Source organism: Marivirga salinae, assembly GCF_030503855.1.
Lineage (GTDB): Bacteria > Bacteroidota > Bacteroidia > Cytophagales > Cyclobacteriaceae > Marivirga > Marivirga salinarum.
In genome coordinates this window covers 3017078-3034313 of the sequence record NZ_CP129971.1, presented here as the reverse complement: position 1 = coordinate 3034313, position 17236 = coordinate 3017078, and the positions used below count along the sequence as shown (strand labels likewise).

The 17236-nt window shown below is 35.9% G+C and carries 12 protein-coding genes; 11 read left to right on the top strand and 1 reads right to left on the bottom strand.

Annotated elements, in window-relative coordinates:
* The first annotated feature begins 70 nt into the window (after window positions 1–70).
* The 10 genes from QYS49_RS12750 (at window position 71) to QYS49_RS12705 (ending at window position 15329) form a co-directional block, all read left to right on the top strand.
* Complete coding sequence (locus tag QYS49_RS12750) at window positions 71–3811, top strand: T9SS type B sorting domain-containing protein (protein ID WP_308347765.1); 3741 nt, start codon at window positions 71–73, stop codon at window positions 3809–3811.
* Window positions 3812–3892: 81 nt separating this feature from the next.
* Window positions 3893–4363: a hypothetical protein gene (locus QYS49_RS12745; protein ID WP_308347764.1), complete on the top strand. Its 471-nt coding sequence runs from the start codon at window positions 3893–3895 to the stop codon at window positions 4361–4363.
* Between the two features lie 102 nt (window positions 4364–4465).
* Window positions 4466–5227, top strand: a complete 762-nt coding sequence (locus QYS49_RS12740; protein WP_308347762.1) for a DUF481 domain-containing protein — start codon at window positions 4466–4468, stop codon at window positions 5225–5227.
* 309 nt (window positions 5228–5536) lie between these two features.
* Window positions 5537–5959, top strand: coding sequence for a hypothetical protein (locus QYS49_RS12735; protein ID WP_308347760.1), 423 nt, complete (start codon window positions 5537–5539; stop codon window positions 5957–5959).
* 126 nt (window positions 5960–6085) lie between these two features.
* Entirely contained in the window at window positions 6086–7168 is a 1083-nt protein-coding gene (locus QYS49_RS12730) for an efflux RND transporter periplasmic adaptor subunit (protein WP_308347759.1), read from the top strand.
* Window positions 7169–7192: 24 nt separating this feature from the next.
* On the top strand, window positions 7193–10360 hold the full coding sequence (locus QYS49_RS12725) for an efflux RND transporter permease subunit (RefSeq protein WP_308347757.1): 3168 nt from the start codon (window positions 7193–7195) through the stop codon (window positions 10358–10360).
* A complete protein-coding gene (locus tag QYS49_RS12720; RefSeq protein WP_308347756.1) occupies window positions 10357–11793 on the top strand; it encodes a TolC family protein in 1437 nt (478 codons plus the stop codon). The genes QYS49_RS12725 and QYS49_RS12720 overlap by 4 nt, the downstream gene beginning before the upstream one ends.
* A gap of 155 nt (window positions 11794–11948) precedes the next feature.
* On the top strand, window positions 11949–13460 hold the full coding sequence (locus QYS49_RS12715; protein WP_308347755.1) for an FMN-binding glutamate synthase family protein: 1512 nt from the start codon (window positions 11949–11951) through the stop codon (window positions 13458–13460).
* 152 nt (window positions 13461–13612) lie between these two features.
* Complete coding sequence (locus QYS49_RS12710) at window positions 13613–14683, top strand: serine hydrolase domain-containing protein (RefSeq protein WP_308347754.1); 1071 nt, start codon at window positions 13613–13615, stop codon at window positions 14681–14683.
* Between the two features lie 25 nt (window positions 14684–14708).
* The gene (locus QYS49_RS12705; protein WP_308347752.1) at window positions 14709–15329 is read left to right on the top strand and encodes a CatB-related O-acetyltransferase; all 621 of its coding nucleotides are present in this window, start codon (window positions 14709–14711) and stop codon (window positions 15327–15329) included.
* Between the two features lie 13 nt (window positions 15330–15342).
* On the opposite strand, the gene QYS49_RS12700 is transcribed toward QYS49_RS12705, so the two are convergent.
* Window positions 15343–15786 (bottom strand): TlpA family protein disulfide reductase, encoded by a 444-nt coding sequence (locus QYS49_RS12700; protein ID WP_308347750.1) that lies wholly within the window; start codon window positions 15784–15786, stop codon window positions 15343–15345.
* A gap of 750 nt (window positions 15787–16536) precedes the next feature.
* On the opposite strand from QYS49_RS12700, the gene greB reads away from it, so the two are divergent.
* Window positions 16537–17070: a transcription elongation factor GreB gene (gene greB, locus QYS49_RS12695; protein WP_308347749.1), complete on the top strand. Its 534-nt coding sequence runs from the start codon at window positions 16537–16539 to the stop codon at window positions 17068–17070.
* Window positions 17071–17236: the final 166 nt, after the last annotated feature.

Sequence of the window (17236 nt, the reverse complement as noted above, 5' to 3'; positions counted from 1 at the left end):
AAAATAGTTTGGATTTTTTTAGAAGAAGTTAATCTGTTGGTTATATTTGCTTCACTACCAAAACCCAATAATGCGTCAAATCAGCTCAATACTTATTCTATTATCCATTTTATTGATCCATTCTAATAAGGGATTTAGCCAATGCGGGAATCAGAAATTAATTCCAGAAGCAAAGCTAAAAACAAAAAATAATTATGGCTATGCAACTAGCTACAGTAATGGATACCTTGCTGTTAGTGAGTATCTTAATGATTCTATAGCCTATAATGCTGGGATCATCCATCTCTATAAAAAAGAAAACCAAAGCTGGAGTCCCGTTAAGAAAATAGCCACTCAGAATACGTCATCAAGCCAAGTGTTGGGAAGTGATTTAATATGTAGTGATAGCGTTATCATAGCCAAAGGTAATGTATACACCTCCAATGCGGGTGCAAATCAAATTCTTTATATCTACAGGCAAAATCAAACAGGAGAGTGGCCTTCGATAGAAACAGAGCGAATACTGATAGAGGATACGGTCAATTCTGATACTCGAGTAGTGATATTTGAAATGGAAATAAATGAAAAGGGAGAATTAGCAATTATCTATAATAAATATCAGGGCTCTGAGGTACAAGTTAAGATTAAAATTATTGATCTTAAAAATGGTAATACGATTCTTCTAGATGAGAGTTTAAGTGGAGAGGGAAAGAATTATTATGGCTATTTTACATCCCTTGTTTTTAAGACAGATGTTCTATTTATTTCTAATCCAGATTATATAAATGAAGCAGGAGAGGTACAAGGAGCTGTATTCGTTTTTGAAAAGGATGTCAATAATGAGTGGAATCTGAATCAGAAGGCTATTTTAACATCAAGTGCACCGAATCAACATCGTTTTGGAATCAATATGGCTTATGAAAATGATAAGTTATATGTTGCCAATTCATTCGATGAAAATTCAATGCATTCTCGTCTGTATATTTTTGATAAACCAACATCAGGTTGGGCTGATATGCAAGAAAGCCGATTTATAGAAAAATCATATGGATACACAGGCACTGAAGTAGAACTAATAGTTAAAGACGATATAATCTTCTGGACTATCCCTGTATTGGAAGAAAATTTCTCAATATATATGCCAGATAATTCGGCTACTTCAGGCTATGTTAAAAAAGAAATCATAAAACCCACTGATATTGGAGATGATAAAATGGAGTTTGGTACTAACCCAATAAGCACGGGTAATGAGTTGATATTGAGTAGCAGGCATGTTTACCAAGATGAAAGTAATCTACAAAATGAATGGGTTTTGATCTATGATTTAGAGCCCAATTCTACCACAGACATAGAAAATTACAAAAATGCCTTTAAAGGCGGATTTATTTCTGCATCTGATGATGAATTTGGAGTACAAATTTCAGTAAGCCAAAATACGATGGCAATTGGTGCAAAAGGAAGTTCTTATAAATGGGGAGATAGAGCCGGTAGTGTCTACATTTATGAAAAATTAAACGGAGCATGGGATTTTCAAGAGAAAGTGAATGCACCAGAAGAAGTGAATGAAGATGCTTTTGCAAGCCGAATTGAAATATTTGAGGATTTGTTGTTTGTTGCAGCTCCTAGTTATGACAGCATTATTGATGGTGCAAAGTACAACTCAACAGGTAAGGTATATATTTATGAAAGAGAAGGAGGTAATTGGGAATACCTAACATCCTTAGTATCTCCTGACATCCAATCAGAAAATGAGCAAGGCCACTTTGGAAGAAATATTACTTATTATAAAGGATATCTTGCCATTAGCGAAATTAAAAATGATTTATCAAGTACGATGGCAGGAGGTAGGGTCTATTTATATCAATATAATGAATCGAGCAAAGAGTTTAACTTAGAATTACAATTTGAAAATGAAGAAGACTATAATTATGATGGTTTCGGAAGAGATGTGATCATAAACGATAAATATATGGTTATTGGTACTGGTAATGTTTCCAGAAATGCTTCAAGAAACTTAAAAGTATACGTTTATAAATTAAACTCAGAAGCCTTTCAAAATGAATTACCTGATTATCGTTTTGCTTCTTCCTACACGGATATTTTTTCCAGATTTGGTGCAAGTATTGAAATCAAAGATGATTTATTATTAGTGGGAGACCCCAATTACGAAAGTACGGATACTAATGAATCTGCAACAGGCAGAGTATATGGTTTTAAAATACCTGAAAACTCAACCATGGAAAATATCAATTATGAAGATTTCCACATAACCCCCAATGAAACAGTTGATTACGCTCAGTTCGGGAACTATATCTCTTTAAACGGAAATGACCTTTATATTCAAGCTAAAGATTTATGGTACAATCAGAATGAAATTGATCACCTTTATAAGTTTGATCTAAATTCAATCATTGAAGATGAAACGGCATATGGAAGTGAATTGGAAATGCTTGATAATCCTGAAAATAATACAAAAACTGGTTTTGGGAGTACTTTAGAAATAGATAAAGGATTCCTTATTTTAGGCAGCCCTGAGGCAGATACTAAAAACGGATTCAGATCAGGTTCAGTTTTTACAACAATTCTGCAGCCATCTATAGAAAGAATTCCTGATTTATGTAATAACCTTACAGAATACGAATTAAGCGCTAGTCCTCAGGGAGGAACATGGAAGTTAGATCAAGTAGATTTAGGAAATAATTTGTTGGATATTTCAACATTAACACCAGGAAATCATACGGTTAGCTATTATTTAAATGGCTGTATAGAAGAAACTACTTTTACACTAAATTCTAATAGAGTAGTTGAATCGAAATCACCTAGCAGCATTACAAAATGCACAAATGATGAAGTGGAACTATTTATTGAGCTAAATATTGATCAGAATAATACGTTTGGGTGGTTTCATAAGAAAGAAATAGAAGCTGATTACCAGCTCTTAGACTCTGCAATGAATCTTACTCGCATTCAATCTACCGAGCCAGGATTTTATAAAGTACGTTTATTAAATTCAAAATGCGATGAGCTGGAAGAGGAGTTTCAAATCATCAACCATATGGTATTTCCTGAGCTTAATTTAAAGGGAGAACTGGAATTTTGTGAGCCGGAAGCAGCGCTAAAATTAGAAAATATCGACTCATATGAGAAAGTGACCTGGTATTTCAAAGCAGAAAATAATACTGGCTATCAAAAATTAGATGTTAATGAAGATCAAATAAGTATTGACTCTAGTGGGAAATATTATTGCTCTATAATAAATTCAAACTGCGAATTCGCAACCGACACGGTTTCCGTTCACTTTAGGCCTAAGTTGTTTCCAGAACTCAATTTAAAAGGGGAGCAGGAATTTTGTGAATCGGAAATTCCGCTAAGATTAGAAAATTCTGCTTCCTATGAGGGGATGACATGGTATTTCAAAGGAGAAAACAGTACTAGCTTTCAAAGATTAGATATTGAAGAGGACCAGATAATTATTGAAGCTAGCGGAGAGTATTTTTGTGGTGTTAAAAGTTTAAACTGCGAATTCCCTACTGATACAGTATCCATTCGCTATAGACCGGAATTGCAAGAATTATTTATTCCTAATGTGGCAACTGTTAACAATGATGGCTACAATGATGCATTTAGAATTAAAACGGATTATCCTTTCAAACAATTTTTAATTTCGATTTACGATAGATACGGTAAGCAGGTATATCAAACTGCTGATCAAGACTTTAAATGGTATGCAGATAATGGATATGCCGGAAACTATTTTTACCTATTGAAATATGAAACTGAATGTGGAGAAATAGACCAAAGAAAGGGTTGGGTTAAAATAATTAAGCCCTAAATAACTACTTTACCTAAGTAATATTTATCTATTATATTTCGTTATGGCATTCATAATTAAAAATATTTAAATATAAATGCTGTGAAAAATATAAGCTTAAGTACCACTATGATCCTTTTCCTTCTTGGGCTTATGGCTTGCAAAGAGGATACTATTTCGCCTTTGCAAAAAATTGAGGTAGAAATTGATAAAGCATTTACTGTGGATGGGCTTACACAGCTCAGTTTTTCAAGTTTTAATGAAATAGATTTAAAAATTGAAATAAGAGATTTTTCAGAGCATTTGGTAAACGGATTAGTTAGTAAAAGAACCTATGTGGATGTAGATATTATCGATAATATGAGAACATCTTTCCTAATAGAAGCAGGATATGAAGATAGATGTCATACACAGAGCACTGGAGGAAATTGCAATGAATTAAGAGTTGAAATGCAAGATCAAGTCTACTTTTTAAGATTTGAAGAAGTATATTGGAGCGATGTAAAGGAAAATAAGGAAGGAGTAGAATTTATAGAAGTAGATAGTGCTCGACTAATGGTTGAACGAGAATAATTCAATTCTATAGGTATAGTTTATTTCCCAATCTTCACAGTAGGATGCTAAATAAACAATAGCGGTTTTGCACCGTTATTTTCCTGAACCCAATTAAGTTTTATGAGAATTCTATTACTTGTACCCGTCCTAATACTTTTCTTATTTACCCAACCTTTATTTGCCCAGTTAAGCCTAACAATAGAATCTGGCTTAGCCTTTAATGGAAGCAATGATGTTCGCTATTTCAATGAGGAAGGCAATAAAGGAGATCTATTTTCATTAACAGATGATTTTACGCCACAGCAACCTCAGGTATATACCAGAATCGAAGCGCAGTTTCGCTTTCTGGACAAGAATATTATAGAATTAACAGCAGCTCCTTTGGCCTTTGATTATGAGAAAAATAGTGGCTCCAGCATTCAGTTTGGAGAAAACGAATACGGATTAAGTGGCAATACGGTAACAGGCCGCTACGAATTTAACACTTATAGAGCTAGTTATCGATATCAATTTATAGATAGGGAAAAATGGAGTTTATCTGCTGGGGCTACTGTGCTAGTCCGAGATGCTAGAATTGCCCTATCGGAAAATGGACTTGAGGATGAGACTACCGATTTGGGTGTGGTGCCGCTCCTGAGCTTTGATGGCCGCTATAAATATTCAGAGAATTTAGAGTTCTTACTGAAAGCAGATGCGCTGGTGGGCCCACAAGGCAGGGCAGAAGACGTTTTACTAGGATTCCAATATAAGTTCAAAGATAATGGGCTAAGTGCCCGAGCAGGCTACAGAATCATTGATGGAGGTGCAAATGTGACTCAGGTATACAATTTTTCGCTGATTCATTTTGCTTCAGTTGGACTGCAGTATAGTTTTATGAGGTGAAATTGATTTGTTTTAATGATAAGTAATCTTGTTAGTAGATTGCATTATATAATAATTATAGATTTAATTACCCTAAACTTACGTAGCTAATATTTGCAATAAAGTTTTTATTTCGATTGGAATAGGAACAAAAGAGTACTTTTTATTAAGGCCAATGTATTACAAACTGCTTAAAAGGTAATGAAATCTAATAAATTCTAAATAAAATCAGAATTCATAACTTCTAAGGCCTAGATGAAAAATCATATTTTATAAACACTTTGCTCTTTCAACTTATTATCTCTTATATTTGCAAATCAACAATTTTGAATGCAAAAAAGGAATAGCACCATATTTATTAAGTTCATTTGGCAATTTGCAATTGTCATGGGACTTGCTTTGTCTGTCTATAGCCAACCTACCTATGCGTCAAAAATTGATCATAGAATAATTGCATTTCAAAATGAAAATTCAGATTTAGAGATACATCAATTTCTTGCTGAAGAAAATAGTCATATCCCATTTCATAATTCTCCTGCCGAAGAATCTTCATCAAATGAAGAAAATGGAGAGGAAGAAAATGAGGAAACCAACGATTCTGATAATGATGGAGAATTATCTCATTATCAAGTTGAAAGCCTATTAAACCCATTAGCAAATTCCAAAGCTTCTGCGGATATAGCAATCAGTAGTTCAAGTTATAACATACCTCTTTACATACTTTTCCATTGCTGGAAAAGCTTCATTAGCTAATTTTTTAAGGTTTTACTCATTCACAGTAACACAAGTCTGTTAACTGCCCGAATGAAACTGTAGAGATTATCATTTTCTTTCTCTACTCACTTACTCTATTTAAAAAATTAAATTACTTATAAAATTATGAGGCAAATACTCATGTTTATCATCTTAAGTAGCATATTAGTCTACTCAAGTTGCGAATCAAAAGAATCACATCATGAAGAAGTAAGAACTTTTCCGATAAGTTCTCCAGTGAGAATGGACACTTCATTCACAAAAGAATATGTATGTCAAATTCACTCCATACAACATATTGAATTAAGAGCACAGGAAAGAGGCTATTTAGAGAAGATCTATGTGGATGAAGGTCAATCTGTTACAAAAGGTCAATTACTATTTAAAATTATGCCAAGGCTATACCAAGCTGAGCTAGAAAAAGCTAGGGCGGAAGTCAATTTTGCAGAAATTGAATATGAGAATACCAAGAATCTAGCAGATAGCGACATTGTTTCCTCGACAGAGTTGGCAATGGCTAGAGCGAAGTATGAAAAAGCTAAAGCAGAGATGTCACTGGCCAAAGTTCATTTAGATTTTACCGAAATAAGAGCTCCATTTGATGGGATAATAGATCGCTTTCATGTAAGACAAGGGAGCTTAATAGAAGAAGGGGAGCTGCTCTCGCATTTATCAGACAATAGTGAAATGTGGGTGTACTACAATGTGTCTGAAGCTGAGTACTTAGACTACATGAGTGAAGTAGAACGTGACAGTAGCATTACGGTTGAGTTATTAATGGCCAATAATAAGGTTTTTAATCAAAAAGGATTAATGGAAACAATTGAGGCTGATTTTAACCACGAAACAGGTAATATCCAGTTTAGAGCTACATTTCCAAACCCGAATAGATTACTCAGACATGGCGAGACAGGAAATATTTTAATGACAGTACCGCTTAAAGATGCATTATTGATTCCACAGAAATCTACATTCGAAATCTTGGATAAAAAATATGTATACGTTTTGGATGAAGAACATCGCGTACATCAGCGAGAAATCACAGTAGGTCAGGAAATTCCACATTTATTTGCTATCACAGGAGGCCTAAATGAAAAGGATAAAATTCTCTTGGAGGGATTGCGGCTTGTGAAAGAAAACGATGAGGTTCATTATGAATTCGAAACGCCTCGCAATGTCATTTCAAATTTAAGCTTATACGCTGAGTAACTGGAATTCTAAAACAAAAATCTCATGTTTAAAAGATTTATACATAGACCGGTACTCGCTATAGTGATATCGGTCATTATCATATTTGTAGGTACTCTATCAATCAAACAACTACCCATTTCGCAGTTTCCAAAAATTGCACCGACCACGGTGAGTATTTTTATTGCTTATCCTGGCTCAAGTGCTGATGTATTGGTAAAATCTACTTTAATCACACTGGAAAATGCCATCAATGGGGTGCAAGATATGCGTTACATGGCATCCGATGCCACTAGTGCTGGAGAAGCTACCATCAATATCATTTTTGAGCCAGGGACTGACCCGAACATGGCAGTTACTAGGGTCAAGACCCGTGTGGATCAAGTGATGCCGCTCTTACCTGAATTGGTGCAACGAGAAGGTGTAATTATTACGCCTATTCAGCCGAGTATGTTAATGTATGTTAACCTCTACTCTAAGAATGAAAGTATGGATGAAAAATTTCTATACAATTATGCCAACGTACAGATGATTCCTGAAATTAATAGAATTAAAGGGGTTGCAAGAGCACAAATTTTGGGTAGTAGAACTTATGCCATGCGTATCTGGCTCAATCCTGATAGGATGAGGGCTTATGATATTTCCGTGGAAGAAGTAATGAAAGCGCTTGAAGAGCAGAGTATTATAGGGCGTCCTGGTCGAATAGGGCAAAGTTCAGGTATTGAAGCACAATCTTTGGAGTATGTGTTAACTTATAAAGGAAGAAGAAACAAAGCAGAAGAATATGAAGAAATCATCATTCGTGCCAATGCTGAAGCTGAAACTATCCATTTAAGGGATATTGCCAAAGTAGAATTGGGTAGTGAATTCTTTGACATCTATTCCAATTTAGATGGAGATCCATCGGCCGCTATTGTTTTAAAGCAGAATTATGGAAGTAATGCCAGTGAAGTAATTGCGGACGTAAAATCAAAATTAAAAGAAATGGAGGCTGATTTTCCTCCGGGAATGGATTATAAAATCAGTTACGATGTATCAAAATTTTTGGATGCCTCCATTGAACAAGTTACCCATACCTTACGAGATGCTTTTATTTTGGTGGCGCTAGTTGTTTTCATTTTTCTCGGAGATTGGCGATCCACTTTAATACCAATTTTAGCGGTGCCAGTATCTCTTATCGGAGCATTTTTTGTCATCCAGTTTTTTGGATTGTCCATTAACTTGGTGACGCTCTTTGCTTTAGTATTGGCCATCGGTATTGTGGTGGATGATGCCATTGTAGTGGTGGAAGCCGTGCATGCTAAGTTTGCTGAAAATCCTAAGATTACTCCATATAAAGCAGTACAGCAAGTTTTGGGAGAAATCAGTGGTGCCATTATTGCCATTACAGCCGTGATGGTATCTGTGTTTTTACCGATATCCTTTATGGATGGTCCTGTAGGTACTTTTTACCGCCAGTTTTCTATTACCATGGCCAGTGCGATAGTAATTTCGGCAATTATTGCCTTAACACTAACGCCTGTATTATGTGCTATGCTTTTGAAAAACAAACATGGTCAGAAGCAAAAGAAAAACTTATTGACAAAGGCATTGGGTGGGTTTAACGGTGCTTTTGACAAGCTAACTGGGAAATACATCGGGTTCTTACGATTAATTGTGAGTAGGAGAGTGCTCACTTTTGGTATTCTACTAGCATTTGGTGCAGGTATATTCTTTGAAAATGAAATATTGCCAACAGGCTTTATCCCAAGTGAAGATCAGGGAACCATTTATGCCATAATTCAAACTCCTCCTGGCTCAACTCTAGAAAGAACGAATCAGGTTTCGCAGCGATTGCAGAAGATTTGTGAAGAGATAGATGGAATAGAGACAGTTTCTTCCTTAGCAGGATATGAGATTATGACAGAAGGTCGAGGTTCCAATGCCGGTACTTGCTTAATTAACTTAAAAGATTGGTCTGAACGGAAACATTCTGTTCATGAAATCATGGAAGAATTAGAGGAGAAATCCAAAAATATTGGAGCCATAGTGGAATTTTTCGAGCCACCAGCTATTCCGGGCTTTGGTTCTTCCGGTGGATTCTCTATGCGCTTATTAGATAAAACCACTAATACTGATTATCAGGAATTTGAGAAGATCAACGATCAGTTTATGGATAATTTACGCAAACGCGATGAGTTATCCGGTCTATTCACCTTCTTCGCGGCTAATTACCCTCAATACGAACTCGTTATCGATAATGAAAGAGCCATGCAAAAAGGCGTTTCTATTGGAAAAGCAATGGAGAACCTCAATATCATGATTGGGAGTACTTACGAGCAGGGTTTTATTAGATTCGGCCGTTTTTTCAAGGTCTATGTACAGTCTGATCCAAAATACAGACGATTGCCAAAAGATGTGCTAGATCTATATGTAAAAAATGAGGAAGGGGAGATGGTGCCATATTCCGCATTTATGACTATGAAGAAGCAACTTGGACCAAATGAGGTGACAAGGTACAATATGTACAATTCGGCTGCTATTCGTGGGTTGCCGGCAAAAGGCTATACGACAGCGGATGCCATTTCAGCCATAAGAGAAGTAGCATCTGCTACGCTTCCGAAAGGCTACGACATCGCTTGGGAAGGGCTTTCTTACGATGAAGCACAAAGGGGAAATGAATCACTCTATATATTTATTATCGTATTGATATTTGTATACCTAGTGTTAGCTGCTCAATACGAGAGCTTTATTATTCCACTCACGGTGATCTTCTCATTGCCTGTTGGGGTCTTTGGTTCATTCTTATTACTTAAGCTATTAGGCCTTGATAATGATATTTATGCGCAGATCGGTTTAATCATGTTAGTAGGTCTCTTGGGTAAAAATGCAGTGTTAATTGTAGAATTTGCTGTGCAAAAACGACAACAAGGCTTGAGTATTCTTGAGGCTGCCATTGAAGGAGCAAGGGTTCGTTTTAGGCCCATTTTAATGACTTCCTTTGCATTTATTGCAGGGCTGATTCCATTGGTATTGGCTTCAGGGGCAGGTGCAATTGGAAATAGAACGATTGGAGCTTCAGCTTTAGGCGGAATGCTATTTGGGACAATCTTCGGGGTAATTATTGTACCCGGATTGTACTACATTTTTGCTAAGCTTTCGGATGGTCGTCATCTCATTAAGTATGAAGAAGAATATCCTTTAACAGAACATCAAGAGAAAAAGAAAAAATGAGTAGTAAAAAACTAATATATATAAGTTTGGGAGTAGTTTTTACAGCTGTCATCATGACGGGCTGTAAAACTCCCTCATTAATGGAGAAAACGGTTAATCGAACTGTCCCTGAAAAATTCACAGATAGTCAAGATACTAGCAACACCGCTAAACTAGATTGGGAAGAATATTTCAGTGATGTTCACTTGGTTGGATTAATCGATACGGCACTGATTAGAAATCAGGAATTAAATATAATATTGCAGGAAATCGCCATAGCCAAATTTGAGATTGGTGCTAGAAAAGGAGAATACCTGCCTTCTGTGGATCTAAAAGCGGGCTCTGGTGTTGAAAAAAAGGCACGTTATACTCCTGAAGGAGCAAGTGAAGCTACTACGGACATAGAGCCAGGTAGAGAAATGCCGGAACCAGTTCCTGATTTTCAGTTAGGAGCAATTGCTTCCTGGGAGGTGGATATATGGCATAAACTACGCAATGCTAAGGAGTCTGCAGTCAAGGAGTATTTGGCTACTGAAGAGGGTAAGAATTTCATGATAACACAATTGGTGGCTGAAATTGCCAACTCTTATTATGAATTACTAGCGCTCGATAATCAGCTCCAAATCCTGAATCAGAATATTGAAATTCAAAGCAATGCATTGAAAATTGTGAAGCTACAAAAACAGGCATCCAGAGTGACGGAATTAGCCGTTCGGAAATTTGAAGCAGAAGTATTGCATACTAAAAGTTTGAAGTTTAAGATCCAACAAAGTATAGTTGAAACGGAGAATAAGATCAATTACTTGCTAGGTAGATATCCGCAGCCCATTGAACGAAGCTCACAGAAAATCATTGATATCATGCCGGATAGTGTGCAGACGGGCATCCCTTCACAGTTATTGAATAATAGGCCAGATATTAAAGAAGCAGAATATAAGTTGGCAGCAGCCAAACTTGATATAAAGGTGGCGAAAGCTAATTTTTATCCTTCATTAGATATTTCAGCGGGAATTGGGCTGCAAGCTTTTAACCCTAGTTATCTGATTCAGGCACCAGAATCTATGCTATTCAATGTTGCAGGTGATTTAATGGCTCCTTTAATTAATAGAAAAGCAATCAAAGCACATTATTACAGTGCTAATGCGAAACAAATTCAGGCAGTTTATGAATATGAACAGACAGTCTTGAATGCTTATGTTGAAGTGGTAAACCAGCTCTCCAACATCAATAATTTGAAACAAAGTTATGAATTGAAAGCGCAGCAGGTACAAGCTCTGAATGAGTCAATAGACATAGCGAATGATCTATTTCGATCTGCACGTGCTGACTATATGGAGGTACTGTTAACTCAAAGAGATGCTTTAGAATCTAAATTTGAATTGGTTGAAACTAAGAAAGAGCAAATGAATGCTAAAGTTAACATTTACCAAGCACTTGGTGGCGGATGGAATTAAGCATCTTCTTAATACTTTTCATAGTTAAATAGTGGTTCTATTTAACCCCGGTTGCTTAATAGTATTATGGAAATGATACGTTAAGGACCGGGATTAATTATTAAAAACAATATATGCTTTTGCATAATATTCTAAGTTAAGCTAAATTAATAGTTATGAGAAATCAATTCTTAATCATTGGAACCATTTTAATTGCATCCGTCTTTGCCTTGTGGCTTTTTGACTTAATTACGCTTTGGGTGCTAATTCCAATTGCAATTATTTGTATAATAGGATTCCATGATGCTTTTCAAAAAAAACATACTATTCTTCGAAATTTCCCGCTTATAGGGCATTTCAGATACCTTTTTGAATCTATTTCACCTGAAATTCAACAATATTTTATTGAAAGAAACACAGATGGACGTCCGTTCTCTCGTAATTACAGGGCATTAGTCTATCAACGGGCAAAAGATGTGAATGATACTAGACCATTTGGTACACAGTTAGAACTGAATAATAGCTTCTATGAAGGTTTACGACATTCTATTTATGCTAAATCCGTTAAAGAGGAATTGCCCAGAATAATAGTAGGCGGAGCTGATTGTAAAAAACCTTATGAGGCGTCTTTATTAAATGTTTCGGCTATGAGTTTTGGTTCTCTTAGCGCAAATGCCATCATGGCATTGAATGCGGGGGCTCGCAAAGGTAATTTTTACCACAATACAGGAGAAGGAGGGATATCACCTTATCACTTAAAGCATGGTGGTGATTTGGTATGGCAAATTGGAACAGCATATTTCGGATGCAGAACGGAGAACGGAGAATTTGACCCTGAGGAATTTAAGAAAAAGGCGCATTATGATCAGGTAAAAATGATTGAAATAAAGCTTTCACAAGGAGCGAAACCCGGTCATGGTGGAGTATTACCCGCTATTAAAAACACGCCTGAAATTGCTAAAATAAGAGGACTTCAGCCTCATACGGAAGTACATTCTCCACCCAGCCATAGCCATTTTTCTGATGCAAAAGGTTTGCTTGAATTTGTACAAGAATTAAGAGAACTGTCAGATGGTAAGCCCATTGGATTTAAACTTTGTATCGGCAATACAGAAGAATTCGATGAACTTTGCCAAGAAATGGTGAATTCGGGTATTAAGCCAGACTTTATTACAGTGGATGGTGCCGAAGGCGGAACAGGTGCTGCACCACTTGAATTTTCTGATAGCGTGGGATTACCTTTGCAACCTGCCTTGATTTATGTCAATGAAAATCTGAAAAAGCATAACATCAGAAATAAGATAAAAGTAATTGCCAGCGGTAAAATTATTTCTTCACAGTCTATTATAAAAATGTTGGCTCTGGGAGCAGATTTCTGTAATAGTGCTCGTGCCTTTATGTTTTCAGTAGGTTGCATTCAGGCTTTAAGGTGTAATACCAATGCTTGCCCTACAGGAGTAGCTACACAAAATAAAAATCTGCAAAAAGGATTGGTGATGGAAGAAAAAAGTGAACGCGTATACAACTTCCATCGGAATACGGTAAAAGCAGCCATGGAAATGCTAGCAGCTTGTGGCTTAGAGTCCATAGATGAAGTTACGATGGATATATTTTTGAAAGGAAATAAATTTGTGAGTATGGAAAATGAATATTTTCCGGAAAAAATGGATGGTGAAAGTAGGCACTGAAATATAGTTTACAGTACTTAAAAAGATAAAAGGAAAATTTATATATAATTGTCCAACAGAATTCTAATTAAATGTGATTATAAAGGTATTTAGTAGATAGTCAGATTATTGTAAAGTATTTTTTTATAATTATAAATTAATTAATGGCAATCATGAAATTTATAATCACATTGTTAATCGTCTCCTTTTTGTTGGGTTGTTCAACTGAGGCGCAGGTTTATCCTAAAGAAAACTGGTCAACAAATCAAAATCCTTCACAATCGGGTTGGTCTGAAAATGAACTTTCGAGTTTCAACAGATACATAATCGATAGTACCCAAATTACCGGCCTAGTCATTATTCATAAAGGAGAAGTTGTTCTGGAATATGGCGATATAAAAGAAAATAGCTACATCGCATCTTGCAGAAAAAGCGTGTTAGCTATGCTTTATGGCAAATACGTGGAAAGTGGTCAGCTTGATTTAGAAAAAACACTTAATGAGTTAAAAATAGTGGATCATTCATCATTACTTGAAATTGAGCAGACTGCCACAATAGGGGACGTAATTTCAGCACGCTCAGGAGTATTTCTACCGGGTTCAAACGGAGGTGACTTTCGAAGATTAGCACCCGAGCGAGGATCTGTAGAGCCAGGTAGTTATTGGCTCTATAGCAATTGGGATTTCAATTTAGCAGGGCATATTTTCGAGCAAGAGACTGAGAGAAACATTTACGATGAAATAGAAAAGCAATTAGTGGGTCCACTTCAAATGCAAGATTGGGATCGATCGCTACAGTTAAAAAATGGAAATCTATCCGTGTCAAAATTCCCGGCCTATCATATGTGGTTTTCTACTAGAGATATGGCGCGTATTGGATTGCTGATGCTGAGAAATGGAAAATGGCAAGAAAAGCAAATCATCCCAGCAGATTGGATAGGAGAAATAACAACACAAAGAACATCCTATAAAGAGGCACAGAAAAATGCACCTGTCTTAAAGGAAGACGGGCTTGATCTTGGCTATGGCTATATGTGGTGGCTAATTGAAAATACAACTGATTACAGACTTAAAAATGCTTATTCTGCTCAAGGAGCCTTAGGTCAAAATATTACGGTTTACCCTGAAATAGACGTGGTCTTAGCCTATAAGACAAAGAGTGACTACAGAAGAAGAAACTCCATTCAAACCCAAATGAAAGTTATGCAAAAAGCTGTTGAAATTTATTCTCCAAATAACAATTGATTCTTTTAAAACCTTTGGCTAAACTATGACAGGACCAGATAAACATTCCAAATTTCCACTTGAAAATTACGACAAGCTCTGTTTTCTTAAAAACATCATTAAGAACCCTAACATAATAGTGGGTGATTATACTTACTATGATGATTTCGAAAATGTAGAGAACTTTGAGAAAAATGTAAAGTATCATTTTGACTTTAGCGGTGATAAACTGATCATCGGAAAATTCTGTATGATCGCTTCTGGCGTTAAGTTCATCATGAATGGAGCCAACCATCTTACCGACTCCATCTCCACATTTCCCTTCGCCATTTTTGGAAACGGATGGGAAAAGGCCATGGAAGGCAAAACTTATCCTCATAAAGGTGATTTAGTGATAGGAAATGACGTTTGGATTGGGCATAATGCCACCATTATGGCTGGCGTAAACATAGGCGATGGTGCCATCATTGCTACAAATGCTACGGTAGTGAAAGATGTGGCACCTTATACCGTTGTGGGTGGTAATCCAGCAACTGAGATTAAGAAACGTTTTCCTCAAGAGACCATTGAAAAGCTCTTGAAATTACAATGGTGGAACTGGGACATAGAGAAGATCACTAAAAATGTACAACATCTTACGGGGAATTCTATTGAAAGCTTATTATAAGATCTGCTTTTTATCAAGAACAAAGGGCATCCAATGCATACATCAATCTATTTTGAGCACCTAATTGAGATCCAAAGATCGATCGATATAATTTTCCTTCACGCGTAATCAAAAGCCATTGAGGAGTTCCTTCTGCATGAAACTGATCATATATTTTGTGCTCTTGGTCTAAATAAATAGGGAAGGGGAGTTCATTTTTCGTGAAAATGCTTTTAATATCTTCTTCTGTGACGGGCTGTTTATTAAAAATAGAATGAATTCCAATTACCTGCAGTTGAGCATATTCTTGTTGAAATTTATAAGCTAAGGGAATGGCTCGACCTGTGCATCCCAAACATTGATTATTATAAATAATGATCAATAAAGGTTTTCCACTATATTTTTCTAGCAAATTGAAGTCCTTATAATCAAAATCTTGAACTATGATTGATTGAATAGGGGTGTTTTCAGTTTCCATAGGTGATATCTCTAATACTCAACAAAGATAGACAGTCTAAGGATTTCATAACTTGATTGTAGCAACATTTTGAACAAATAAAGGCATATATCCAAAATCCGACCTCCAAAATATATTATGTTAAGTTGAGGTTTTTTCCAGGGCTCTTTAGAATGGCTTAGAAGTATTGTTTTAAAAATGAGCTCACAATTCAGCTTCTTATTTAGGCTTATATGAAGTATGGCAAATCTTGAATTATATAAGGCTCTATTTTTTAATAGAATTATAAATCTGGGCATCGGCCAAGTTTAACCCAAAATTTAGCGATTAGAATTAATGGGGAATACTGATAGTAAAATTAAAGCCAAAATACAGCGCTTATAATTAAGAGCTCTTTACCATAGGACATAAGATCGAAAATAGAACATCAGCATTTTGAATGCAGAAGCAGGAAGTATAGGATGGAACAAATACTAATGAGTAAGGAGCTGCCTGGAGTATTTACTTTTCACAAGATGATATTATAGAATAGGTGGGTGTTAAAAATAGTAACTTAACATAATATAAATTATATAACACAAATACATAAATTTTGAATCATAGTTAAATCTAGACAAGTCATTTCACTATTTCTGCTATCTGAAGCAGTAAATTAAAAATAATAGTAAACGGGCAATTTGGTGCAGTAAAAATTGTTTATCCATGAATTGCTCAGGATATTATTCCTTAATCTATTATTTTTCGACTGCACTATAATAAGATCATCTAAACATGAGACGTAAAATTCCAGAATCAACACTACCTAAACTAAACCGTTCGCAAATGATTACTGCTGATGGATTACAAAAATTGCGCGAAGAACATGATCATTTGTGGAAAGTTGTACGTCCAGATGTTACGGCCAAGGTTTCATGGGCCGCCAGTTTAGGTGACCGATCAGAAAATGCTGATTATCATTACAATAAAAAACGCTTACGTGAAATTGATAGTCGCATTCGTTACCTACGCAAATGCATAGATAACTTTAAAGTCATTCATTATCATCCTCATCAGGAAGGCAAAGTAATGTTTGGCGCCTGGGTGGAAGTTGAGAACATTGATAGAGGCCTTAAAAAACGTTTTCGCATTGTGGGATATGAAGAGCTTATTGGTAATAAAGATTATATTTCGATGGACTCCCCTCTGGCAAAAGCGCTTTTAAACAAAAAAACCGGTGATGAAGCGATTGTAAAAACCCCTGCTGGTGAGTTCCGCTGGAAAATTCATAGGATTGAATATGAAAAAGGTGGTGCATCTGATTTCTAAACTCACCTCTCTCCCATTATTTTGGCGAAAATCATTGCCTTTAGTTTACCATGAATGTCAGTAACGAGGGTACTATAAATAATTACAAAACCTGTTGATATGATATAAATTAAAATATCTTTTGGTAAGCTGCTGGGCTATTAAGTATTGATCCTATTTTCTATTA

Coding starts and splice junctions, on each gene's coding strand:
- QYS49_RS12725 (WP_308347757.1), top strand. CDS start 7,193: ATGTTTAAAAGATTTATACATAGACCGGTACTCGCTATAGTGATATCG.
- QYS49_RS12710 (WP_308347754.1), top strand. CDS start 13,613: ATGAAATTTATAATCACATTGTTAATCGTCTCCTTTTTGTTGGGTTGT.
- QYS49_RS12705 (WP_308347752.1), top strand. CDS start 14,709: ATGACAGGACCAGATAAACATTCCAAATTTCCACTTGAAAATTACGAC.
- QYS49_RS12715 (WP_308347755.1), top strand. CDS start 11,949: ATGAGAAATCAATTCTTAATCATTGGAACCATTTTAATTGCATCCGTC.
- QYS49_RS12750 (WP_308347765.1), top strand. CDS start 71: ATGCGTCAAATCAGCTCAATACTTATTCTATTATCCATTTTATTGATC.
- QYS49_RS12720 (WP_308347756.1), top strand. CDS start 10,357: ATGAGTAGTAAAAAACTAATATATATAAGTTTGGGAGTAGTTTTTACA.
- QYS49_RS12700 (WP_308347750.1), bottom strand. CDS start 15,786: ATGGAAACTGAAAACACCCCTATTCAATCAATCATAGTTCAAGATTTT.
- greB (WP_308347749.1), top strand. CDS start 16,537: ATGAGACGTAAAATTCCAGAATCAACACTACCTAAACTAAACCGTTCG.
- QYS49_RS12735 (WP_308347760.1), top strand. CDS start 5,537: ATGCAAAAAAGGAATAGCACCATATTTATTAAGTTCATTTGGCAATTT.
- QYS49_RS12740 (WP_308347762.1), top strand. CDS start 4,466: ATGAGAATTCTATTACTTGTACCCGTCCTAATACTTTTCTTATTTACC.
- QYS49_RS12730 (WP_308347759.1), top strand. CDS start 6,086: ATGAGGCAAATACTCATGTTTATCATCTTAAGTAGCATATTAGTCTAC.